Raw genomic sequence first — 23,202 nt, forward strand, 5'->3', positions numbered from 1 at the left:
CTGGCCGCTCGCCGTCAAGCTGGCCGCGGTCGGCCTGGTCCCCACGCTCCTCGCGATCGCACTCGTGACCATCCGCATCGCCGACAGCCGGCACGAGCTGGCGGCTCTCGATCGCGGCAGCCGGCTGCTCGAGCTGAGCACGCAGGTGACCGGAATCGCCGACCAGCTGCGCCAGGATCGCCGGAGCATCCTGGTCTACGTCGGCGGGGACAGCACGGCCGATCGCGCGACTGTGGCCGCCTCGGGTGACCGTGCGGACACGGCCCTCGCGAACCTGCTCGACAGGTTGCGCTCCAGCGGTGATCTCGACGACACGGCGAAGGGCTCACTGGCGGAAGTCGGCACCGGCGCCACCCAGCTCGCGGAGGTGCACCGGGCCTTCGGGGGCTCGCTCATCGCCGACCCGAACCTGATCGGCGCGCTCTACACACCCGTCATCCGGGCGCTCGACGTGCTGGCCCGGTCACTGGTCCGAACCGGCAGCACGCCGGACACCGCCGCACTCGCCGACGCCGCGCAAGCCGCCGCGGACGCGCGCGAGCAGCTGTCGCTGCATGCGACGGTCATCGAAGGCGCGATCACGGCGAACCGGTTGAGCATGCGGGACGCCGAACTCGCCAGGAGCTTCGAAGCCGAGCTGGGCCACGAGTCGGTCCGGTTCCAGGTGTCCCTCACCCCGGAGCAGCGGTCGGCGACGGGGCCCTTGCTGGACGACACTGCGCAACGCCGTCGTACGGAGCTGGCCGAGCAGGTGCTCGCGGTGGCGAACGGCCAGGCATCGACGGTCACCGCGCAGGCGTGGACGAAAGCGTACGAAGCGGTCGATGCCTCGGCTCGACGATCGGGCGAGTTCGCGATGCGGAACATCGAACTGCGGCAAAACGAGGCCAGGACAACGGCGTACACCAAGTCGTCGATCAGCACCACACTGCTGATCGCCTCACTGCTGGCCGGCGGCGCACTGGCCGTTTTCGTCGCCCGGATTCTCCTGCGCTCGCTGCGCCTCCTGCGCGACAGCGCCCTCGAAATCGCCCACTCGCGCCTCCCGTCCGCGGTCCGGGCGCTCAAGGAAGGATCCGGGGAGGCACCGGACGTGCTCCCGGTCCCTCTGAGGAACGAGGACGAGATCGGCCAGGTCGCGCGCGCGTTCGACAAGGTGCACGCCGAAGCCGTCCTGCTGGCGGCGGAACAGGCGCGGACCCAGACCGCCGTCAAAGCGATCTTCGTGAACCTGTCCCGCCGGAGCCAGGGCCTGGTCGAACGGCAGCTCGCGGTGATCGACCGGCTGGAGCGCGATGAAGAGGACCCCGACCGGCTCGCCGAATTCTTCGCCCTCGACCACCTCGCCACCCGGATGCGGCGCAACAGCGAAAACCTCCTGGTGCTCGCGGGTGCCGAGCGCACGCGGCGGCCTGCGCACCGGATGTCCGTCGACGAGGTGCTGCGCGCGGCGCTGTCCGAAGTGGAGCACTACCAGCGGGTCAGCCTGCAGGAAAGCCCGCCCCTGGCCGTGCCCGGCAAGCTCGGCATCGACCTCGTACACGTCGTGTCGGAGCTGCTCGACAACGCAACACACTTTTCGCCGCCGACCGCCCCGGTCACCCTGCGCGCCGGGTCGGCACCGGATGGCTCGCTGGTGATCACGGTCAGCGACCACGGCATCGGGATGTCGGCCACCGCTCTCGTGGAGGCGAACCAGCGGATGCACGCCGACGACCGGCCCAATCCGTCGGTCGCCCAGCGGATGGGCCTGTTCGTGGTCGGCAGGCTCAGCGGCCGGCACGGGTTCGAGGTCAACCTGACAGGGTCCGACGAACCGGGCGTCAGCGGGATCACGGCCAAGGTGGTGCTGCCGCCGCTCTTGCTGCTGAACACCAAATCGCCGCGATCGGCCGAAACCCCGAACCATGGCGCGCAGACCGGCCCGCCGCCTGCCCCGCCCGACCACGTCGCCCGGGCACGCCGGATCCGCGGCACCTTGACCAGTCTCCACCACTCCGAGCCCGACGGCTCGCGATGAGCCGGGCCAGCACGCTTCCGCGGCGACCGGACGAACGGCCACAAGTGGCCCCGCGGGGCCGCCCGACACCTCACGGAGACATGATGAACGCAGGCCTGGTTCCGCAGAGCCGGCTTGGCTGGCTGGTCAACGACTTCGCCGACCGGGTGAGCGGTGTGGCGCACGTCGTGGTCACGTCCGCCGACGGCGTGCTGCTCACGCACTCGGAGCGACTGCCGGAAGGCAAAGCGGACCAGCTCTCGGCCATCGTGGCCGGGCTGTCCAGCCTGACCGACGGTGCGGCTCGATGCTTCGACGGCGGCGAAGTCGTCCAGACGATCGTGGAAATGGAAGCCGGGGTCGTCCTGGTGATGAGCATCGGCGACGGCTCGAAACTGTCCGTGCTCGCTTCACCGCTTTGTGACATCGGACTGATCGGCTACGAGATGACGCTGCTGGTCAGCCAGGTCGGCGCAGCACTGACCCCGGATGCACGCCACGTCCCCGAGCACTACGGCAACCGGTAGCCGACGACGGAACCGGACCGGACGGAGAGCGCGTGTCGCTCGTCCGCCCCTTACACGTGGACGCTCGGCCGCACGACGGCCGACCGCGAACTGGCGGTCGAAACGCTGGTCGCCACGACGGCGTCGGCGGGCGGGAACTGGCCAGCCTCACCACCGAGAACCGGATCGTCGTCGAGCTGTGCCGGACCACGCGTTCGGTGGCAGAGGTTTCCGCACTGTTGCGGCTCCCGCTCGGCGTCGTGCGAGTGCTCCTGGAGGACGCGAGCACGAACGGTCTCGTCACCGTGCTCCGGTGGGAAAAGCCAGGCCGACCCTGATGCGACGGGTGCTCAGCGACCTCCGCCGACTCTGAAGTAAATTTTTACAGCTATTACTCATTATCATCACTATTTGACTTCACTTCTTAACAGAAGAACAATCTACAGGTGTAAGAATAAAATTCGATCAAATAGTCAGGATTCAGTGATGATTCTTCGCACTTTAGGCAAATGTTGTCTTCTTTTTACGACCACCATCGCTTCTCTTGCCCTGTCGATGACTGTTGGCAGCGGGGTGGCCCACGCCCTTCCCGCTTGCGGAGGACTCAATCCGGATGACCAGATTCACTACGGTGAGTCGATCAGCTCCTGCAACGGCGCGTTCACGTGGAAGATAGGTGACGACCGTAACTTCATCGCTCTCAGGAACTCGGATGGCTACGTCGTGTGGGCTGCGGGCATCAACGGCAAGGGGACCGATCGCTGCCAGATGGAGCTCGGAGGAAACCTGGTCTGCTACGCCGGAGGAACGCTTGTCTGGGAGTCGGGAACAAAGAACAAACCCAACTTCAGGTTGGCCCTGCAGGACGACGGCCTGATGGTCGTACGGGGTCCGTATGGATCGGCGAACGAGACTGTCGCATGGGACAACAAAAAACGCCTTCCGTACGACAGTCAAGTCATCGGAAAGTGGTCGGACACCAGCAGCACCCGCATTGTCGCCATTGGCGCCGATGGATACGTGTCGTCGTACTGCACGCAATCTCTTTACCTGAACCAAGAAGGTACCAACATTTTTTATGGGCGCACGTCCGCAGGTGGCTGCTACAACGGGAAGCCGACAGGAAGTTATGAGGAAAAGTGGACCCTCAGCGGTGACAGCGCTTCAGTCAACTGGATCAACCGATCCGGACTGGAGAGCCAGAATTACAAGGTGACGAACGGAACGTTCAACTATCAGCGAGTCCGCTGACCTTCCCTTGGCGACTGGATTTCTTGTCATCGCACACGCTCTGCCCGCGTTGTTACTGAGGTTTTCCGGGCAGAGTGAGGTTCTTGCGGGGGCAAGACCTCGAAGGCGGCTTCGGCGGCGACCGGGCGACTGCGGGCGGCCAGACGGCCGCGTCCAAGATGCCGAGGTGATAGGCGCCGGCAATGAGCGAACTGGTGGAAGTATCCAGTTTGACCGCCAGGTTGGCGAGGTGGTGTTCGACACGGCGGCGGGTCATCCCCAGCCGGGTGGCGATCTGCGCGGTTGCCTGCGCCGGCGGCGCACAGGCGCAGCACGTCCGCCTCGCGCGGGATGATATCCAGACCCAAGCAGGCGACGCGGCGAGTGCGGACGGGGACGGCCACCGCCACGACGTTGACCGTCTGCGCCTCGGCTCCGGGCGTGCAGACGCGGATCAGGGTCACAGTGGTTTCGTGGGTCATGCCGGCTTGTCCGGGCAGCCCGGACCGGGACCACGACCGTCGCGCTGGGGTGGTGCAGCACCCAGGCGACACCGTCCAGAAGCCGTCGGGCTTCTCCAAGCCCGGCCAGCTCGCGCACGGTCAGGCGGCGCAGCCCGGCGAGCGACCGGCCGGTGATCCGGCACAGGGCGGGGTTGGCGTCCCGCACGTTCCCGTTCGCGTCGAGGACCAAAATGGCGATCGGAGAGCGGTCGAACAGACCGCAATCGGCGTCGCGTCAAACGCAAGCCTCTCGCTCCAGGCGGGACTCGCTCGTGGTGTCCCGGAGAAGGCCACTCCGACACACAACTCGCCGCCGACGTCCGCCGGAAACCGGTGTGGACCCGGACCTCGCCGGTGGCGGGCCGGAACTCGCACGTCGTGCGACGTGGACATCCGGAAGCTGCGACGTGGCTGTCGTCGGCGTCCGGATCCGCCGCGGTGTCGCGGTCATCGACGTCGGCGAGGGTCCGCTCGATCAGCACCTCGAGCGGACGGCCGATCGACGCCGCGAAGGCCGGGTTGGCCCAGACGATCCGCCCAGCCGGGTTCTTGAGCACCGCCGGCGCGAGCGAACACCGCACGAACGCCTCGAACGTCTCTTCGGGCCAGGCTTCGACCGTTTAGGCCTCACTTGTCGCCGCCGCGGTCATCGAATCCACCGGTCCAGCGCGCCGGCTTCCGGACACGCGGCGTTCATGCCGGCCGGCTTCCCCGGTCCCCGGCTCTCGTCACTATCCCGGGAACAGCAGTGGACGGCCAGCGGTGCCCCTGGCAGCCTGCTCGCCACCGCAAGCTCGTTCACGTCGTTCTCGACTGAGATCGTTCCACCCGCCACGAGCAGCAGTGTGAAACTCGAATTCCACTCTCATGGGTGAAAAATCCCACAAGAATGTGGAGATCCACAGTCTCGTGGACGGAAGGTCTTTTAGCGCGCACTTTGGCGGCCACACCCCCGGGTCGAGCAAGCCGAGGGTGTAGGCGCGCGCGACCAGGGCGCCCGTGGTGCAGTTCCACGCTTTCGCGAGGCGGCTGAGGTGGCATTCCACGCCACGTCGGGAAAGACCCACCTGGTCGGCGATAGTGTCGACGCTCGTGCAGGCGGCGCGGAGTTCGATAATCCTGCGGACGAGCTCGATCGGTTCTTCTTTTGCGCGAACCGATCCCGGGACTGCGTTGATGATCCACAGATGAGCGTCGCCGTCTTCGGCGAGCGCGATCGACACCGTGGCGTAGACGGGTGAACCGGCGGGGCTGGAACGGAAGCCACAGGCGAAGTCGGTGGAACGGGCGCGCCCGGCGGCCAGTTCGCCGAGCGCCACGGCCTGCGCGCGCTCGTCGCCCGGCAGTGTGAGATCGGTCATCGTCAGCCTGCGCAGGGCGTGTAAGGGCGTCCGAAGAAGCCCGCAGAGCTCGGGATTCGCTTCGCGGATGAAGGTGTGGGTGTCGGTCAAAGCGAGGGCCACCGACAGCCGGTCGAACAGCCGTTGGTCGCGGTCACGCCAGTGCGTGGTCTGGCTGCGAGCGGTCCCCTGGCCGATGGCGTTGACGAAGATCCCACCGACCAGCCGGCGACCGCTGGTTGTGTCGACGGGAAAGCGGTAAGCGGTCTCGTGGATGACACCGCCGTCGCGGAGGACGTCGCGACGGCCAGTGGCGTACGGCCGCCCGGTCGCGAGAACCCGCTGGTCGGCCTCTTGGAAGGACTCCCGGTCAACGTGCATCGTGGGGGCGAGCAGGGTTGCGGCGTCGTGACCGACGTAGTTTTCGGGATCCAGCTCGTGCTGCGTGAGGTAGGCGCAATTGGCCCATACGAACCGCCCGGCCGCGTCGCGAAGCACCGCGGGCGCCGGGCAGTAGCTCATGAACGCCGTGAAGCGTTCTTCCAGATCGGTGGCGCGGTTCCATTCGGCGGTTTCGCGGGTGACTTCGTAGGACAGGTACACGACGCTGTCGATGGTGTCGCCATGGCGCATGGGGTAGGCGGCGTTGTCGAAAACCCGGCCGTGGTATGTGCTCGGGTAGTGACCGCCGGCCGCTCAACGCGATGGCGTGCGCGGCGACGGCCGGGTCGTTGGGCGCCAGCCCCGCAGCTTCCGGGAGAATCAGGCTGCGGCGCGCGCGACGTCGGCGGCCGGGGGAACACCGGCACCCGCCGCCCACTGAAGCCGCAGCCGCGTATCGGTGACGACAAGGATGACCGGCGCGACCTGCAGCAAGAGATCCAGCCGCTCCTCGGCGCGGGTCTTGTCAGTGACGACGGATCCGCGCAACCGGGTCCCGTCGTCGAGCCGGACGGGGAAGCGGACTCCTTCGTAGAGCCCCGGAGTGCCCCTCGTGCCAGGTGTAATGGTCCGACACGGCGACCGGGGCGGATTACCCGGCAGCGAGGTGCTCGTCTGTCTCGGCCCGTCCGATCAGCTGATCGAATGCGCGACCGATGAGCCACCGCGCGTGAGGCGAGGCCCAGACCAGCTGTCCGGCCGTGTCCCGGAGCAGGACAGCGGCTGGCGCGGCTCGCACGAGCCGCGCCAGCCACTCGTCCGGAACCGCACCCGTCATGTCCTGCCCCCCTTCGGACATACTCACGCTCCGGTGCGCCGCGGGACGAACCGCACGAGCGTGAGCACGTCCGAAATCTGGCCGTACCCATCCGGCCCGTCGCGGCCGCCATCACCCGAAGATGTGATGCGCGGCTGGGATCGGCCACGATCCAGGTTGTCGGTGACTTCTCCGACCTTCTAGTTTTTCGGCGTCTTCAGGTCGTACACCGCGTAGGAGCCGACAGCCGTGACGGAAAAGTTCTCCTTCACCCAGTCGGTGATGGCCTTGACAGACGGGCCGCCACCCATCATGCCGCCGCCGGAACCCATTTTTTCGATCATGGCCATGATTTCGGGATTGTCCCTGATCGAAGCGGGCAGTTGCGCGGCCAGCTGGGAAGGATCCCCGCCGGCGCCAAGCCCCATGCTCTGAGTGACGAAGTATCGCACCTCGCCGTTCCCCACGTAGCGCTTGAACTGCTCGAGAGTGGGGTACGGGTCCGAGCCTGAGAACCCGGCGATTTCCATGACCGGCTTTCCACTGGCCAGCGAAAGCGACGAGGCGGGCTCGTAGCTGACCGCGGCCGCGGCCCACCGCGTTCCCGCATTCTTCAGCATCTCCTTCAGCTGGGGGTCGACGTCCCCCAAACCGCCCGGGGGGAAACCACCCGACATGCCGGAGCCTGGCGAACCGCCGCTCGCCGACGGCGCGCCCAGCGCCGAACCGGGGCCGAAACTCGAGCTTCCGGTGGACGGACCGGCCACCGGCATACCACCGTGATAGGTCGAGCCGGCCGTCTGCACGGCGTAGGCGGTCGAACCCCCCAGCCCGGTGATCGCCGCTGCGGCGACGGCCACGAACAGCCCTCCGCGGAACCGGACCAGCAGGAGGGCGATGGCGGCCGTCAGGGCCGCGACGAGCAGGACCCACCGCAACCAGGGAACGAAATCGGCGGATCGATCCAGCAACACGAACGACCACACCCCGGTCCCCAACGCGGTGACCGCGAGCAGCACGCGTGCCCACAACTCGTCCCGTCGCCGCCACATCACCGCGAAGCCGACACCCGTCAGCCCGGCGATCCCCGGGGCCAGTGCCACGGTGTAGTACTCGTGGATGAACGGCATCAGGCTGAACACCAGCGAAGTCATGACTGTCCACCCACCCCAAACGATCAGGGACGCGCGGACGCGGTCTTCACGACCGGCTCGGCGGGTGACCCAGATCGCCGCGAGACCGAGCACCAACGCCGCCGGCAGCAGCCAGGAGCTCTGCCCGGCGATCGCGCCGCCGAACAGGCGGCCGGGATCACTGCCGGTTTCGAGCATCGCACTCGCGCCGGAGGGCGTGGACCCGGAACTGCCCGGACCGAAGAGCCTGGTCGCACCGTTGTAGCCGACCGCGAGGTCCCACGCGCTGTTGCTCTTGGACCCGCCGATGTAAGGGCGGCTGTCCGCAGGCCAGAGCTCGACGAGGAGAAACCACCAGCCCGCGGAAACCACGAGCGCCAGCCCGGCGAGCAGCAACTGCCGCAGACGCCGCCACAGGGGGACCGGCGCGGCGTACAGGTAGGCCGCCGCGACGGCGGGCAACGTCAACAGCCCCTGCCCCATCTTCGTGAGCACCGCCAAGCCGACGAAGACGCCGGCCACGACGAGCCATCGGGTGGATCCCTTCTCCAAAGCTCGCACGACCGCGTAGGCCGCGGCGACCAGCACGAACACGAGAACGACGTCGGGGTTGTCGTATCGGAAGATCATCACCGCGACCGGCGTCACGGCGAGCGCGGCGCCGGCGATCAGGCCGCCGAGCGGTCCTGCGGCCCGCCGCACCGCGGCGTGGAGCACTGCCACGCTGCCCACGCCCAGCAGAACCTGAGGCACCAGCACCGAGAGAACCGAAAAGCCGAACAGCCGCGCCGACAGCGCCATGAGCCAGAGCCCGGCCGGGGGCTTGTCGACCGTGATGGCGTTCTCGGCGTCGAACGAGCCGAAAAGAAAGGCTTTCCAGCTCTGGGACATTCCTTGGACGGCCGAAGCGTAGTAGCTGTTGCCCCAGCCCGCTTCGGACAGCTGCCACAGCAGAATGGCCGCGGTACCGAGCAGCAGCACCGACAGCGCGACGATCTCGGCGCGGCCGTAACCGGGCTTCGAGGGGCCGGGCTCGTTCGTCGTGTCCGCTCGTGTACCGCTCTCGGCGGCGGAAACCGTCATCGAACTACCTTTCTCATTGAGTACCGTGGTCTTTACCTGCCGGCGCGACCTTCGACCTCGGACGAGTGGGCCGCGGGCGGCCGCTTCCCCGTGGTGCCCTGACGAGTGCATGAGGCCGATTTCGCGCGGTTGTGCGTATCGTCAGAGGATCGGCGAAGTAGCTGGGCGGCAACTGAACGAGGACTGGGAAAACCCTGGGAGCACGAGCTTTCCCGCCGATCGGGCGCCGTCGGAGCCGGGTTCGCGGACGCCTCCGGTCGGACATGGATTTTCCAGAAGCATCAAAAAGTCGTGAGAGATTGCCCTCGATTTCCGGTCACCCGCGAACCCGGCCCATCCGCGGGTGAGACTTGCTCTCCGAAGAACAGGGACCGAGAGGAGCCACCGTGATCATGCGGAACGTTCTGGGCGGAGCCGCGGCGGTGATCGCGGCATTGGTCCTGTGCCCGGCGTCTCCTGCCGACGCATCGGTCGGCGGGGCCTCGTGCTACACCGAGCAGGGAACGCGGCTGGAGCGCTGTGAGCGCAGCTATCAGGCAGGCGGCTACGGCTACGTCGCGGGGGTCTACGCCTCGGCGACGGCCGTGGGAAGCGTCGACTTCGCCAAGTCCATCGGCTACCAAGCGGTCACCTACGTCACCGGCTCCACCTCAGTACAGTTCGACGGCTGCCCCGGCCGCGCGGCGTCGTACACCGCGGTCCACCGGTTCACCGTCTACGGGTCCTTCGCCGGCGCTGTGAGCTTCGGTGGACTGACCGGTGATTTCAGCACATCCGGCCGCGACGCGATCATGACGGTGACAACGAGGAACCAGAACTGGAGCTTCAACTTCCGGACGAACTACCCGAAGTCCCTGGCGCACAGCTACAGCCTTTCCATCGGCTGCGGCGACAGCACGGCGATCGTCGGGGGCAGCGAGACCATCCCTCTTTCCACCTGATCGGCCTTACCTCGCCAGGCAACCGGAAGCCGTTCCGAGCCTCAGGTCATCGCGTCGTGGTCAGAGGACGGTTCGTTCCACGGCACGGCGACTCCACGCTTCGGAAAGCGGCGGAACAGAGCGCCGAGGGCGACCAGCAGCTTGACGCGGGCGAGAGAGCGCCGCCCGATACAGAAGGGGCGGCCGTGCCCACGGGTCAGGCACAGAAGGGCCTCCCGGTCGAGCCGGAGCCAGTCGGGCGCCGCGAAGACGCCTGGGTCCCGGTTGGCGACCTGCGGGCACGAGGTGACTCCGTCGCCGACGCGGCTCGGCGTGAGGTTACTTCAGCTTTTCGGGGTGCTGCAGGAGCGCGCCGCCCGCGGAAGGAACGAGCGCGGATCTCGGCCCTGAGGGATGGCGCGAACGCCACGCCACACCGAAATATTTCGGGGCCACAGCCAGGAGCGCACGGCTTTTACCCGGTAACCAAAATATTGGTCCGTCAGTGAAGGACCGCGGCGTCGGCACCTGGCGCGACCCGGCCGCTGCGGAACACGAGGGCAACGACCACCGCACCGACCAGGAAGATCACGGCACTGACCCGGAACGCGGTCGTGTAGCCGTCGATGGCCGCGGCAGTCTGCAGCGCCGCGGCCGACCCGCCCGCCGCCGGCCGGTGGTCGGCGAGGTAGTCGGCTACTGCACTGCTGAACACGGTAGAGAGCGCCGCTGCGCCGACAGCGCCGCCGATCTGCTGGCTGGTGTTGACCATCGCCGAGCCTACCCCCGCGTCGGCTGCCGCGATGCCCGCGGTCGCCACCGTGATCGACGGTGCGACGACCAACCCCATGCCGAGCCCGAGCAGGACCATCGGGGAGAGCACCGCGCCGGCGTAGGTCGACTCGGTGGACAGCTGCGAGAGCCACCACATGGCGCCTGACGCGATGAGCATCCCCGCGGGCACCAGAGGCCGGGGGCCGAGCAACGGCACCAGGCGGATGTTGGCCGCCGCGGCGGAGATCATCAGCCCCGCGGTCAGCGGGAGGAACGCGACACCGGTCTTGAGCGGGCTGTAGCCGAGGTTCACCTGAAGGTAGTACGTGAGGAACAGAAAAGCGCCGAACATGCTGCAGAATCCCACGGCGATCGAGAGGTAGGACGCACTCCGGTTGCGGTCGGCAACGACGCGCGGCGGCAGCAACGGTCTGCGCACCTTGGTCTCGGCGAGTACGAAGACGAGGCCCAGAACCGCGGCAACGCCGAAGAGAACGAGGGTGAGCGAGTCTTCCCAGCCGTGCTGTTCGGCGTTCGACAGGGCGTAGACCAGGCTGAAGAGCGCACCCGAAGCGGTGAGCGCCCCCACCAGGTCGATACCGCCACGCTCCCGGGCACCCCGGCCGCGCACCAGGGCGAGCACTCCCAGCGAGGCGGGCAACGCGAAGACGAGGTTGACGTAGAGGCACCACCGCCAGGACAGCCACTCGGTGAGCGCGCCGCCGAGGATCAGCCCGATCACCGCACCACCACCGGCCACCCCGGCGTAGACACCGAACGCGCGTGCCCGCTCCTTGGCATCGGTGAAAGTCACGTTCAGCATGGACAGCGCCGCGGGAGCGAGCACGGCGGCGAATGCGCCCTGCAGCGCCCGGGCCGCGACCAGGACACCGAAGCCGGGAGCCGCACCACCGATCGCAGAGACGACCGCGAAGCCGAGCAACCCGACGAGGAGCGTGCTCCGGCGGCCGACGAGATCCGAGAGCCTGCCACCGAGCAGCAGCAAGCCGCCGAAGGCCAGCGAGTAGGCGGTGACGACCCACTGCCTGCTGTCGGTGCCGAAGCCGAGGTCACTCTGGGCCGAGGGCAGCGCGATGTTGACGATCGTGGTATCCAGCACGACCATCAGCTGGGCGAGCCCGATCACCGCGAGGAGCCACCAACGCCGCGACGATGAGCCGTGCCCCTCCTCGGCGCTCGAGCCACTCACTTGCCGCACGTCCGTTCGGGATGCGCGTTCCTGGTTCGACTTGCTCATCGGAGACCTCCTCGTGCACCACCACGACAGTACGGTACTGGACCGTACCGCTGTCAACCCGATAGGGTTCGGCTCGTGCCCAAGCCCGAAGGTGTCACCCGATCGTGGACTGAACGCGAGCTGGAACTGCTGGGTGTGACGGTCGACCTGCTGCACGAGGCCGGCTACGACCGCCTCACCATCGACGAGGTCGCCGCGCGCGCCCACGCGAGCAAAGCCACCGTCTACCGGCGCTGGCCCAGCAAGGCGGACCTCGTGATCGCGGCCGTGGCGAACAGCATGCGCGTCGTGGCCGTGCCACCCGACACCGGGACGCTGCGGGGAGACCTGATCCACCTCGGCGAGGTGATCGCCCGGCAGGGCCGCTTCTTCGGCGACACGCTCGCTTCGGTCCTCCTCGAAATCCGGCGCAACGCGAAGCTGCGGTCGGTGATAGAACAGGGCTTTCTGATCGAACGGCGGCCGCTCGTCGAGGAAATCCTGCGGCAGGCCGCGGACCGCGGCGAAATCTCCCACGAGCGGGTCGCCAGCGAGGTGTGGGACCTGCTCCCGGGATACCTCATCTACCGATTTCTGGTTCCGGGGCCACCGATCACCGCGGACACCGTCCGGGAGCTCGTCGACGACGTGCTGCTGCCCAGCCTCACGCGCGAGCGCTGACCAGGTCGCAAAACCGCTCCTCGGACGAACGTGCGGAAGCAGCGGTAGACCCTCGACTTGTGGTGGCAGGAGCGGAAGCCCGGAAGCGAACGGGATCAAAGCGCTCAAGAACGTCGGTTCGGCTGTCGTGCCGACGACCGGACTCCCCGTTGCGAACGGGCGCCCGGTTCGTCGCGGAGGCCGCCTGCGTCGAAGGCAGCCCGACGCTCCGCGACTTCGGCGCGGTGCGCCCGCTGGATGACCTGCCTGGCCTTGGTGACCGAGCGATCACCTCTGGCCAGGCGTTCGGTGTCCCAGCGCACCACCCGGCCCTGCGAAGCCTGCATCGGCGCGTCGCCCGCTGTGAGACAGGCAGCCAGCGTGCCGAGTCCGAACCGCTCGCTGAACAGGGAGCCGGACAACAGGCGGGTTGCCGCGCCGAACAGGGCACGCGCCGCCGCGCCGCCCTTCACGTCCACCCCGATGATCAGCCAGCCGGTGAAGCCGGCTTCGTCCCGCGGCGTGAACCAGAACCAGCCCTCGCCGAGGCCGCCGCCGAGGTCGCCAGGCGCGTGGTAGACGAGGTTGGGCAGGTACCACTCGATGCTGTCGATGTGCATGACGCCGGGGTGCTCTCCGGGCTGCTTGTACCAGGCGCGCACTCCGCCGGGAACTTCCTCGGCGTCGATTTCGCCGAAGGGCTTCTGGTCGCCGAAGAGAACGCATGTCCGGTGCAGGCAGCCGACGTGGGTCAGGTCGGTGGCGTTGTCGAGCATGTTCAGGTGGCTGTAGGGCAGCTGGACCGGACGCACGATCAAGGACCGCTGCGCGAACACGCTGCGTGCGTGCGGCACGCTGTCCAACACGGATTCCGGTTTCTTGTCACCCATGTAGATCCAGGCCAGGCCGCCGTGCTCTTCCACCGGGTAGGACCTGGCGTGGATCTTGCCCACTGCGGGAGAGCCGGGCCCGTCTGCGAGGTAAGCGGTGCAGGCGCCAGAGCCGTCGAAGGTCATTCCGTGGTACCGGCAGGTGATGGTGCCCGGCTCGGTGATCCCGACCTGGCCCAGGGACAGCAACGCCGACCGGTGCGGACAGCGGTTCGCGAGCGCGACGGCCTTGCCTTCGGCGTCCCGGAAGAACACGACGTCGTCCCCGCAGACCGTCATCGGCAGCGGGGTGTTGTTGCGCAGCTTGCGCGACTCCAGCACCGGATACCAGTATTCCCGGAGCCCGGTGAACGGGATCGAGTCCCGGTTCGCCTCGATGTAGTCCCAGGGGATCTTCTCCAGCGACGCGGGTTTCGCATCCGTCCCGTACCGGCCGCGGTACCAGCCGAGCAGGCGCACGCTGCCGGAGCGCAGTGGCTGGGTGCGCGGCCGGTCCGTCCGGCCACGCAGGCCCGGCACCCGGGAGGCCACGCTCAGTGCCCACTCCAGCACCTGCTGACGAGCGACGAGCCGGGCACGGGTGCCGATGTTCACCGACGGCACCGCCCGTTCGAACTGCTCCTGGGCCGACGGCTGCGCTTGCTGCGCGTTCGTGCTCATCCGGTCCTCCTACGGGTCGGTCGCTGCTGCGGTGGCTTGGAGACTTATCGGACGGCTGCGGGCGACGATCGGAGAGAGGTCACGGGACGCCTGCCGCGGAGCCGATGGCGTCCGCAACCTCGCGCTCGCTCGCGAGCCCGGTCCGGCTCGGTCGACGACCGAGGATGCGCCGCAGCGCGCTGCGCAGTCCGGGCTCGGCAGCGCCGTCGAACCGGTGGTGGCGCCAGCCGATCATCCGGTCCGGCCGCACGAGCAGCGCCCCGCTCTCCTCGGTTTCCCGGATGGCGGCGAACTCGCCGAACGGGTCTTCGACGGCCTGCCCCGGTCCGATCCGGAAGACCTCGAGCGGCACGCCGAGCTCGGCGCCGACCTTCGCGGCCAGCTCCTCCCAGGGGTGCCCGGTGTTACCGGTCAGCAGGACCATCCGGCCACGGCCGCAGAGGTCGTGGGTAGACAGGGTTTTCCGGTCCCGGTTCAACCAGGCGTGCGGCAGTGGCGCACCGGGGCGGCTGCTCGCCTGGAAGTACAGCTCCGGATCCCGGCGCCACTCCGGCTCGTCCGACCCGTCGCCGGCGACGGCGGTGCCCGGGTGGCCGGGGTCGTAACGCTGGTTCATCTCCACCCCGTGGGTGTTGTAGACATAGTGGGTGGAGTCGATCGCCCGGCGAAGTGCCTCGCGCTGGGCAGCGGACTCCGTGTCGGTGTTGCGCAGCGCTGCCATGTTCGCTTGCATCTGGTCCGGGTCCTCGGTGTTCAGCAGCCCCAGCGCGGCCAGGATCGGCGGGAAGTCCCCCAGGCTCTTGTTCGCCCGGGTCGCGGTCTGCTCGGCGACCGGAGCGCGTTCGGCGTCGTAGGAGTCGAGCAGGCCCGGGTCGGCGTGCCCGCGCAGCACCCAGGCCAGCTTCCACGCGAGGTTGTAAGCGTCACCGATGGATACGTTCGAGCCCAGGCCGTTGGTGGGCGGGTGCCGGTGAACGGCGTCACCGAGGGCGAAAACCCGTCCGCGGGAGAGCCGGGTGGCGTAGGCGTTGTTCACCGTCCACGCCGAGCTGGCCTCGATGGTGACGGCCAGCTCGGGGTCACCGACCATGGTGCGCACCAGGTCGGCGGCATCGCTTTCCGAGAGCTGCGGCGGGCCGTCGGCCACTTCGTAGTTCCAGATCGCCAGCCATCGGTGCCACGGGCGGACCATCCGCACCACGCCGATACCCATCCCGCCGCGGTCGGAGCCGGGTTGGATGATCCAGTAGAGCACGCTCGGCCGGTGGGCAACGTAGCGGGTGAGGTCCGCCTCGAACACGATGTTCAGCGAACCCGAAACGCCCATCTGACCTTCGATCGGCAGGTTTTCCTGCGCCACCACACGCGAGTTGGCGCCGTCCGCGCCGACGAGGTACCGGGCGCGGATGCGATAGACCGCGCCGGTGAGATTGTCGCGCACGGTGGCCGTGACCCCGTCTGCGTCTTGGGTGTGGCCGAGGTATTCGGTGCCGAACCGCACCGTGGTCCCGCGCTGCGCGGCGGCGTTGACCAGAATGGGTTCCAGGTAGTTCTGCGGCAGGTCGCACATCTCGGTCGGGCTGGCCAGGTCGTGGTCGGCCGTCCGGGCCGGATGGGTGCCCCAAGTGCGGACGCGGCCGAGTTCGACGCCGGCCACGCTGTTGCAGTAGGTGTTCTGCCCCATCAGCTCACGCGGGGTGGCGATCGCGGCCGCCTCCTCCTCCAAGCCCAGGTCGCGCAGCACTTCCATGGTGCGCTGGTTGGTGATGTGCGAGCGGGGCGTCCGCGAGGTCCACGGGTACTGGCTGATCACCACCGTCGGCACGCGGTACGTGCCCAGCAGCGCCGCGGCAGCGGCGCCGGCCGGTCCGGTTCCGACCACCAGCACGTCCGTGGTGATCAGCGGAGCCGTGCCATCGGCTGCCGCGGCCTCCGGGTGATCGGTCGCCTTGGTCATCGCGTACCCCTAGAGCTGCACTCACTGGACGGGACACGGTCACGCTATGGCGAAAAGCGATACCGTTCCAATACCAAATCGAGCGGTCGTGGCATGCCGCCGGGGTATCGAAGGTCAGGATTCACTCGTTCGTGTGGCCGTCCAGATGACGCAGGAACGAATGCAGTACCGGACTTGACGAGCCGGCCCGGAACAGCGCGCAGAGCTCCTGGGGCTCCGCGTCCGACAAGGGCAGGTAGACCAGGCCCGGCAGCGCGATGGTGGTCGCCGAGCGGGGCACGATCGCGACCAGGCCGGCGCACGCGACATACGCCAGGGCGGTGACGACGTCCTCCGCTTCACGGACGACTCGGGCGGTGAAGCCGGCACGCGAGCAGAGCCCGGTGACTTCGTCGGCAAAGCCCGGGCGGGGCGCCGCCGGAAACACCACCAGATCCTGCGCACGCAGGTCCGCGACCCTGAGTTCGCCGGTGTCCAGCAACGGATGTCTCGCCGGCAGCGCGGCGAACAGCGGCTCGGTGCGGATCCGGCGCACTCGCAGCCCGGGTTCCTCCCGGTAGTACCGGGAGAAGCCGATGTGCATCCGCCCATCCCGCAGCGCGTCGGCCTGCACGTTCTTCGCGGCCCTCTGCAGGGTCAGCGCGACGTCCGGCCGGACGGCCAGGAAACCGCGCAGCAACCGGGGCACCGCGTCGAAGATGGTCGAGCCGAAGTAGCCGACCACGAACTGGCCGATCTGGCCGTCGTCCGCGCGACGGGTTCGTTCCACCGCGTTCTCCGCGAGCTGCACCAGCTGGTGCGCACGTTCCAGCAGCACGGTGCCCGGCTCGGTGAGCAGCAGGCCGGTCGGGGTGCGCTCGAAGAGCCGGACGCCGAGGGTCCTTTCCAGCCGGGCGATCCGGCGGGTCAGCGGGGGCTGGGTGATGTGCAGCCGCGCCGCCGCCCGTCCGACGTGGAGCTCTTCGGCGACCACGATGAAGCATTCGAGCTGGTGCAGGTCTACGTCCGCCATCGGCTGAGCCTACTGGTCGGACGTGTCGATGCGGCATCGAAGACCTTTCGCGAAGTGCCGACTGGGTATTGCCGACGTTCGGTAGAGGTATTGGACACCCCGGCTTGTGGTGATGACGCTGGACGGGACGAAAACCCACGACCGGCTCAGGAGGAACACCGGTGGCCGAGTACAACGAACGGGTCGCCTCGGTGGCGGCCGACATCCTCGACGCGGTGACTCGGCGGCTCGTCGAAAACCGGGTGAGCCACGACGAATACCGGGCCGCCTGGCGATGGCTGAGCGGCCTGGCCGGGTCCGGCGAAGTGCCACTGTTCCTCGATGTGTTCTTCGAAGCCACCGTGGAGCGGCTGTCCTTCGACGACCGTCCGGGTTCCCAGGGCAGCGTCGAAGGTCCCTACCACCTCGAGGACGCTCCCCTCCTGACCGAACGGCCGTACGTGCTGCCGATGCGCCCGGGCGAGCCGGGAACACCACTCCTGTTCACAGGCCGGGTCACCGATCCCGCCGGCTCGCCGCTCGCAGGCGCGGAGGTGGACATGTGGCAGGCGGGCAACGACGGCACCTACTCCGGCTTCGTCGGCGACGCGCCGCGCACCAACCTGCGCGGCCGGATGCTCACGGACGACGAGGGCCGGTTCCGGGTGCGCACCATCCGTCCCGCCCCGTACCAGATCCCGAACTCCGGCCCGACCGGCGAATTCCTGCAACTGCTCGGCCGGCATTCCTGGCGGCCCGCCCACTTTCACTTCATCATCGGCGCGATCGGGCACGAGCCGCTCACCACCCAGGTCTACTTCCGCGGCGACGAGTGGCTGGACGAGAGCACGCCCGGTGGGGGTGACGTCGTCGGGGCCGTGAAGGACTCGCTGATCGTCGACATCGGCCAGGCACGCGACGATCACACGGCTGCGGAGTTCGGCTTCACCGGGCCCTACGCGACGGCGAACTACGACTTCGTGCTCAGTCCGGTCCGCTGATGTGCCACGTGGACTGGGCCACGCAGCAGGACGCACGTGCGTCGGCGATCAATGTGTCAGTGCCAGTCGCAGACGGCGAGCGGATGCCCGCTTGGCGGTTCGACCCGGTGGGCAGGTCAGTGGGCGCTTGCCTGGTGGCTCCGGACGTCTACGGCCCTTCGCCGTTCTACGCCGAGGTTGCCGCCCGGCTGGCAAACGCCGGTTACACCGCACTGCTGGTGGACTTCTACTTCCGCGAAGGCCCGCTCGCGGAAGCGACCAGGGACGCCGCCTTCGCCCGCCGCGCAGGCGTCGACGAACTACGCACGCTACGCGACCTCGATGCCGCGGTCGACGTGCTCGGAGCGCGTGGGCGGAGCCGGGTCGGCGTGCTCGGCTTCTGCCTCGCCGGACAGTTCACGCTGAACCTCTGCGCCCGGCGGACCGATTTGGCCGCTGTCTGCTTCTACGCGTTCCCGGAGGGCGTGCAGGCACCGGCAGCACCGGCAGCGCCCCGGCCGATCGACGAGGCCGGATCCATCACCGGGCCGATCCTGTCCTTCTGGGGCCGCGAGGACTACATCCCGCTGCCGGTCATCGACCGGTTCGGCGAAGCTATGCACGAACACGGCGTGGACTACACCCAGCGGATCTACGACGGTGCGGGCCACGGGTTCCTGCAGGGACTGGTGGAGAAGCGCACGGACAGCGCGGCCGCCCACGATGCCTGGGCCCGTGCGCTCGGGTTCTTGCACCGCCACCTCGCCGGGGACACGGAGGCAGGCGGTGAGGGACCATGACCGGCACTCCCGGCCGGCGAACCGGAATCGACCTGCGGGTGACCGATATCGAGACCACCGTCGTCGACCTGCCTCTGCGCAGGCCGCACCAGTTCGCCGGCCACGCCATCGACCGGCAGGCCTACCTGCTGGTGAGACTGCGCACGGACGCCGGTGTCGAGGGGGTCGGGGAAGGGGTGTCGCCGGGTGGCCCGTGGTGGGGCGGGGAAAGTGTCGAAGGCCAGCAGCAAATGGTCGAGCGCTACCTGGCGCCGGCACTTCTGGGTGCGGACGTCCTGGACCTGCATGCCGCCCGCGCCGCCATGGACCGGGTGGCATACGGCAACGAGTTCGCGAAATCGGCGGTGGAAACGGCGCTCACCGACGCGGCCGCCCGCGCCAGAGGTGTCCCCGCGCATGTGCTCGTCGCCGGTGGCGCGACAAGGACCAGCATTCCCGTGCGCTGGGCGTTGTCAGGGCTCGGCGGCGCCGAGGTCGCCGCGGAAGCAGCGGACCGGCTGGCGCAGGGCCACCGGTCGCTGAAGCTGAAGATGGGTGCCCTCGACCCCGCGGACGACGTGCGCCGGGTGGCCGAGCTGATCGAGAAGATCGGTGCGGACATCGACTACCTGGCCGACCCGAACGGCACCTGGAGCTTCCGCACGGCCGTGTGGGCGGTGCGCGAACTGGAGGCCATGGGAGTGCGGATGGTCGAGCAGCCACTGCACCGCGCCGACCTGCCGGCGATGGCCGCACTCGGCAATTACGCCACCAGCGCTCTGCTGCTGGCCGACGAGGCGGTCTGCGGACCGGGCGACGCACTCGCCGCGATCGCCGCCCGTGCCTGCGACGCGGTCGCGATCAAGCCGGGCAAGGCCGGCGGACTGCGCCGCGCGGCCGACGTCGCCGCCATCAGCACCGCCGCCGGGCTGGCCTGCTACGGCGGCACCGCCCTGGAGACTTCGATCGGCACCGCGGCCGCTGCCCACTTATTCGCCGGACTGGCCGAGCTGCCACTCGGCTGCGAGCTGATCGGTCCGCTCCTGCTGGACCAGGATCTGACCGTCACCCCGGTGCGCTACCAGGACGGGCAGCTACTGCTGCCGGACGGTCCCGGCCTGGGGGTCGAAGTCGACTGGGACGTCGTCGCACGGCACCGGCGGCCGGCCAGGTGACCGGCTCCGCACCGGGCCCGGCGTCCGTTTTCCCGGGTTTCCAGGACGTGTTCGTGCACGAGATGCCCGCCACGCGAGTGGTGTTCGCGCCGGGCGCCCGCCATCAGCTGAGCGGTGAACTGGCGGCGCTCGGCCTGTCCCGGGTGGTGCTGATCGGCGGAGCACCACCGCTGGGTGCTGTGGTCGAGGAGATCGTCGAAGCGCTCGGCGAAACGGTGGGCGCACGCATCCAGGACGTCGTCGAGCACGTCCCCGTGGAACGAGCGGGCCAAGCGGCGCGCATCACCCGGGCCGTGCGAGCCGACGGGCTGGTCAGCGTGGGAGGCGGATCGGCAACCGGCCTGGCCAAGATCGTCGCGTTGCGGACCGGTCTGCCGCTAGTGGCGGTGCCGACCACTTACGCCGGGTCGGAGATGACCGACATCTGGGGAACCACCGAGCGCGGTGTCAAGAGCACCGGTCGTGATCCGCGTGTACGTCCTAGCACGGTGGTCTACGACCCGGAGCTCACCGTGGGCGTTCCGCCGGCACTGACAGCGGCCAGCGGGCTCAACGCGCTGGCACACTGCGTCGAAGCCGTCTACGACACCCAGGCAAGCCCGATCATCCACCTGCTCGCCGTGCGAGGAGCCCATGCGCTCGCCTCGGCGCTGCCGAGGGCGGTGTCCATGGGCGACGACCTGACCGCCCGCGGTGAGACGCTCTTCGGCGCATGGCTGGCCGGCACCGCCCTCGGCGTCGCTCGGATGGGTGCACACCACCGCCTTTGCCACATCCTCGGCGGCGCGTTCGGCATGCCGCACGCCGAGACCCACGCAGCCGTGCTGCCACACGTGGTCGCCTTCAACGAACCCGCTGCCACGGCAGCGCTGGAAGCCGTGGCCACGGCCATGGGTGCCTCTCACGATCCGGCAGGCGCGATCTGGGACCTGTGCCGCCGGCTCGGCACTCCCCCGGATCTGCGAAGCCTGGGCCTGAGCAGGGGGCAGGCGCTTGAGGTCGCGTCCCGGCTCGCCGCCCACCCCGGTCCGAACCCCCGCCCGGTGACCGAAGACGACGCGAGGGAAATCGTGCTCGCCGCCTTCGACGGAGGACGACCGGAACTCCGGAAGCGGATCGGATGACGGTGGCGGCCGACACCCGTGATCAGGACGTCTGGGATTTCGCACGACACGCTCGACGTGGCGAACCGGCCGGGAACCCACTGCGCGCGTCTCTCTGCGAGACGCGCGCAGCGGTCCGCGCTACGGAGAACCGCTCACTTGCAGGTGACGTTCCCGCTGGCTGTGGTGTAGCCGTCGTAGGAGCTGACGTAGATGTTCGGGACGTCGTAGGAGCTGACGTTGGCGGCGCCGCCGCACTTTCCGTTGGCGTTGCTCTTCCACATGCTGGATGCCGCCGACTCCGACGACCCCCAGCCGGTCACATAGTAGATCTTTCCCTGGGCCGCAGCCGAGGCCGCCGGGGCCCCGAGGACGCCGGCGAAAGCCAGCGCCCCCAACGCGGCGCATCCCGCGACGATGGTTTTTCTCATGGTTTCCTCAATTTCTTGAAGTGAAATCTCCGCAAGATGAAGCTAACACGGACGACTCACGCCGGACCTACAGAAAAAAAATTGTCGGGAAAAATGTGGCGCCACGGAAGACTGACTAGATGTGACTGGTCGTCGCGTTCCCGTAAGAGGCCGTCACGCCGTACGCCGTGTAACCCGCCGAGCCCTCCTGCGCGACGAAGTCGCCCTGCTGCAGGAAGATCGAGATGTCGACGATGAACTTGGCACCGGTCGAAGCGGAGAACTCCCACGTCATGGCGAGCGTCCCGAATCGGTCGTTGTACTCCCAGCGTCCCCTTTGGTAGTTGACGACGACGGTGGATGGCAAGGGCGCCGGGAACACGCCGAGCCCGGACTCGCCCGAGATCGAACCCCGGTAGATTCCCGAACCAGTGTCACCGGCACCGATGTTGAGGTAGACGTAGTACAGCGCCGACCCGCCCGTGGCGGCCGAGAGCCGGATCTGCCAGCGCCCGGCGACCGACGTCGCCAGCGGATAAGGAGAGGAGACGGCCCGAACGGTGACCGGCCCCGGGACACCCGAGGCTTCGGCGGGAGCAACGGCCCCCATGAGCAGCGAACCCACCGCAACGAGCAGAGCGGTCAATTTCCTAAGCACGGGCAACCAGCTCCCTTTTGTTCCCGGAAAGAATGCCTTTTGGTGCACTCCGAGGATCATAAGGACGAGAAGCCGAGCACCGGGGAATGTACGTGCGCGAGGATGTGCGAGTCCAGCATTGTGACGTGCGCGGAAAAAGTCGCCCCGGACGGACCATCGGTCGCAGCAAAGACTGGCGGACCGGCCCGCCTTGCCGTGCGACGTCCGCCTTTGACCGCGTGTGCCCACGGGGAGGGTCTTGGGCATGAACCGTGCCGAGCCCGGCGGTGAGCCGCTCGAGTCGGCGGGCTCGGCATCGGATGGATGCGTTTCGGGCAACTCCGGGCCGAACCCGGCCGGACGGCCGAAGATCGGCGGACCGGGTGGCCCGCTTCCAAGCCGTGCTCTCGCGGCCGACGGTCGGCCTACCACAGCAATTTCCGCTGCCTACCTCGACAGAGAGCCGCGCACGAGGTCAGCCAGGAAGCGAGGCAGCGCCTTACGCCGACTGATCGGCTACCATCGGCTTGACCGGCTCCGGCTTCGAGCAGTGGATGTGCCAGGTGAATGATCGTCGACACGTCTCGGTCCCGGTCGGCCTCAGGTCGGCACGCTGGGTGACCGTTAGGCCCACCCGGACCGTGCTGCTGGTCGCGCACAACGTGACCACGCTGAACCGGCTGCTGGATGTCGTCCCCGCTTTCGAGAACGACAGCCGTGTTCAACTCGTGGTGACCGACGTCGAAGCCGACCCCTTCCGCGACGGACTACCCGCGGCGCTCGCCGGTTCGGGCATCATCACCATTCCCTGGGAACAGGCCAGGCAAACAGAATTCGACCTGGCCATCGCCGCCAGCCACCACGGTGACCTGACCGAGATAACGGCGCGCCGCGCGATTCTTTCCCACGGAATCGGTTACACTAAGTATTCTCCGCCGGAGAGCCGGAGAGCCGGAGAGCCGGAGAGCCGGAGAGCCGGAGAGCCGGAGAGCCGGAGAGCCGGAGAGCCGGAGAGCCGGAGAGCCGGAGAGCCGGAG

The 23,202-nt window shown here is 68.4% G+C and carries 20 protein-coding genes and 2 pseudogenes; 11 read left to right on the forward strand and 11 right to left on the reverse strand.

The features are described from left to right. The 4 genes from ACWEN0_RS46750 to ACWEN0_RS46765 all read left to right on the forward strand — a co-directional run. Positions 1–2,020, forward strand: a 2,020-nt coding sequence (locus ACWEN0_RS46750; protein ID WP_451988084.1) for a nitrate- and nitrite sensing domain-containing protein, incomplete at its 5' end; no start/stop codon positions are given. 83 nt (positions 2,021–2,103) lie between these two features. Then, positions 2,104–2,526 carry a roadblock/LC7 domain-containing protein gene (locus tag ACWEN0_RS46755; protein WP_451988086.1) on the forward strand — a complete coding sequence of 141 codons (423 nt, stop codon included), beginning with the start codon at positions 2,104–2,106 and terminating at the stop codon, positions 2,524–2,526. Positions 2,527–2,723: 197 nt separating this feature from the next. After that, complete coding sequence (locus ACWEN0_RS46760) at positions 2,724–2,843, forward strand: DUF742 domain-containing protein (RefSeq protein WP_451988196.1); 120 nt, start codon at positions 2,724–2,726, stop codon at positions 2,841–2,843. A gap of 148 nt (positions 2,844–2,991) precedes the next feature. Further along, a complete protein-coding gene (locus ACWEN0_RS46765; RefSeq protein ID WP_451988088.1) occupies positions 2,992–3,756 on the forward strand; it encodes a hypothetical protein in 765 nt (254 codons plus the stop codon). Positions 3,757–4,008: 252 nt separating this feature from the next. Here ACWEN0_RS46765 and ACWEN0_RS46770 read toward each other — a convergent pair whose 3' ends face one another. From ACWEN0_RS46770 to ACWEN0_RS46790, 5 genes and pseudogenes are all read right to left on the reverse strand, one after another. Beyond that, complete coding sequence (locus ACWEN0_RS46770; RefSeq protein ID WP_451988198.1) at positions 4,009–4,455, reverse strand: PAS domain-containing protein; 447 nt, start codon at positions 4,453–4,455, stop codon at positions 4,009–4,011. A 133-nt stretch (positions 4,456–4,588) separates the two neighbouring features. Beyond that, positions 4,589–4,819 (reverse strand): annotated as a pseudogene (locus ACWEN0_RS46775) (PAS domain-containing protein); the annotation flags it as partial. Between the two features lie 150 nt (positions 4,820–4,969). Next, a complete protein-coding gene (locus ACWEN0_RS46780) occupies positions 4,970–6,211 on the reverse strand; it encodes a PAS domain-containing protein (RefSeq protein ID WP_451988090.1) in 1,242 nt (413 codons plus the stop codon). 129 nt (positions 6,212–6,340) lie between these two features. Continuing rightward, a complete protein-coding gene (locus tag ACWEN0_RS46785) occupies positions 6,341–6,508 on the reverse strand; it encodes a hypothetical protein (RefSeq protein ID WP_451988092.1) in 168 nt (55 codons plus the stop codon). A gap of 468 nt (positions 6,509–6,976) precedes the next feature. Next, positions 6,977–8,992, reverse strand: coding sequence for an ArnT family glycosyltransferase (locus tag ACWEN0_RS46790; protein WP_451988094.1), 2,016 nt, complete (start codon positions 8,990–8,992; stop codon positions 6,977–6,979). 386 nt (positions 8,993–9,378) lie between these two features. On the opposite strand from ACWEN0_RS46790, the gene ACWEN0_RS46795 reads away from it, so the two are divergent. Next, positions 9,379–9,933 carry a hypothetical protein gene (locus ACWEN0_RS46795; RefSeq protein WP_451988096.1) on the forward strand — a complete coding sequence of 185 codons (555 nt, stop codon included), beginning with the start codon at positions 9,379–9,381 and terminating at the stop codon, positions 9,931–9,933. 481 nt (positions 9,934–10,414) lie between these two features. Here ACWEN0_RS46795 and ACWEN0_RS46800 read toward each other — a convergent pair whose 3' ends face one another. Then, the gene (locus ACWEN0_RS46800) at positions 10,415–12,100 is read right to left on the reverse strand and encodes an MFS transporter (RefSeq protein WP_451988098.1); all 1,686 of its coding nucleotides are present in this window, start codon (positions 12,098–12,100) and stop codon (positions 10,415–10,417) included. Here ACWEN0_RS46800 and ACWEN0_RS46805 point away from each other — a divergent pair. Next, positions 12,080–12,604, forward strand: a complete 525-nt coding sequence (locus ACWEN0_RS46805) for a TetR/AcrR family transcriptional regulator (RefSeq protein ID WP_451988100.1) — start codon at positions 12,080–12,082, stop codon at positions 12,602–12,604. The genes ACWEN0_RS46800 and ACWEN0_RS46805 overlap by 21 nt on opposite strands. Positions 12,605–12,708: 104 nt before the next feature. Here the strand turns inward: ACWEN0_RS46805 and ACWEN0_RS46810 are convergent, their stop codons facing one another. From ACWEN0_RS46810 to ACWEN0_RS46820, 3 genes are all read right to left on the reverse strand, one after another. Beyond that, complete coding sequence (locus ACWEN0_RS46810; RefSeq protein WP_451988102.1) at positions 12,709–14,133, reverse strand: Rieske 2Fe-2S domain-containing protein; 1,425 nt, start codon at positions 14,131–14,133, stop codon at positions 12,709–12,711. Between the two features lie 79 nt (positions 14,134–14,212). After that, positions 14,213–16,090: an FAD-dependent oxidoreductase gene (locus ACWEN0_RS46815; protein ID WP_451988104.1), complete on the reverse strand. Its 1,878-nt coding sequence runs from the start codon at positions 16,088–16,090 to the stop codon at positions 14,213–14,215. 121 nt (positions 16,091–16,211) lie between these two features. Continuing rightward, positions 16,212–17,102, reverse strand: coding sequence for a LysR family transcriptional regulator (locus tag ACWEN0_RS46820; protein WP_451988106.1), 891 nt, complete (start codon positions 17,100–17,102; stop codon positions 16,212–16,214). Between the two features lie 161 nt (positions 17,103–17,263). On the opposite strand from ACWEN0_RS46820, the gene ACWEN0_RS46825 reads away from it, so the two are divergent. Genes ACWEN0_RS46825 through ACWEN0_RS46840 form a run of 4 tightly spaced genes read left to right on the forward strand, consistent with a single transcriptional unit; the run spans position 17,264 to position 21,139 of the window. Beyond that, positions 17,264–18,082 carry a dioxygenase family protein gene (locus ACWEN0_RS46825; protein ID WP_451988108.1) on the forward strand — a complete coding sequence of 273 codons (819 nt, stop codon included), beginning with the start codon at positions 17,264–17,266 and terminating at the stop codon, positions 18,080–18,082. 8 nt (positions 18,083–18,090) lie between these two features. Next, positions 18,091–18,861, forward strand: coding sequence for a dienelactone hydrolase family protein (locus ACWEN0_RS46830; RefSeq protein WP_451988110.1), 771 nt, complete (start codon positions 18,091–18,093; stop codon positions 18,859–18,861). Further along, positions 18,858–20,015 (forward strand): muconate/chloromuconate family cycloisomerase, encoded by a 1,158-nt coding sequence (locus ACWEN0_RS46835; RefSeq protein ID WP_451988112.1) that lies wholly within the window; start codon positions 18,858–18,860, stop codon positions 20,013–20,015. The genes ACWEN0_RS46830 and ACWEN0_RS46835 overlap by 4 nt, the downstream gene beginning before the upstream one ends. A gap of 47 nt (positions 20,016–20,062) precedes the next feature. After that, positions 20,063–21,139: a maleylacetate reductase gene (locus ACWEN0_RS46840; RefSeq protein WP_451988114.1), complete on the forward strand. Its 1,077-nt coding sequence runs from the start codon at positions 20,063–20,065 to the stop codon at positions 21,137–21,139. 134 nt (positions 21,140–21,273) lie between these two features. On the opposite strand, the gene ACWEN0_RS46845 is transcribed toward ACWEN0_RS46840, so the two are convergent. Then, positions 21,274–21,549, reverse strand: a complete 276-nt coding sequence (locus ACWEN0_RS46845) for a hypothetical protein (protein WP_451988116.1) — start codon at positions 21,547–21,549, stop codon at positions 21,274–21,276. Between the two features lie 115 nt (positions 21,550–21,664). Continuing rightward, a complete protein-coding gene (locus ACWEN0_RS46850) occupies positions 21,665–22,153 on the reverse strand; it encodes a hypothetical protein (protein WP_451988118.1) in 489 nt (162 codons plus the stop codon). A 653-nt stretch (positions 22,154–22,806) separates the two neighbouring features. On the opposite strand from ACWEN0_RS46850, the pseudogene ACWEN0_RS46855 reads away from it, so the two are divergent. Continuing rightward, a pseudogene (locus ACWEN0_RS46855) lies at positions 22,807–23,202 on the forward strand (hypothetical protein); the annotation flags it as partial.

Source organism: Amycolatopsis sp. NPDC004378 (assembly GCF_053602455.1).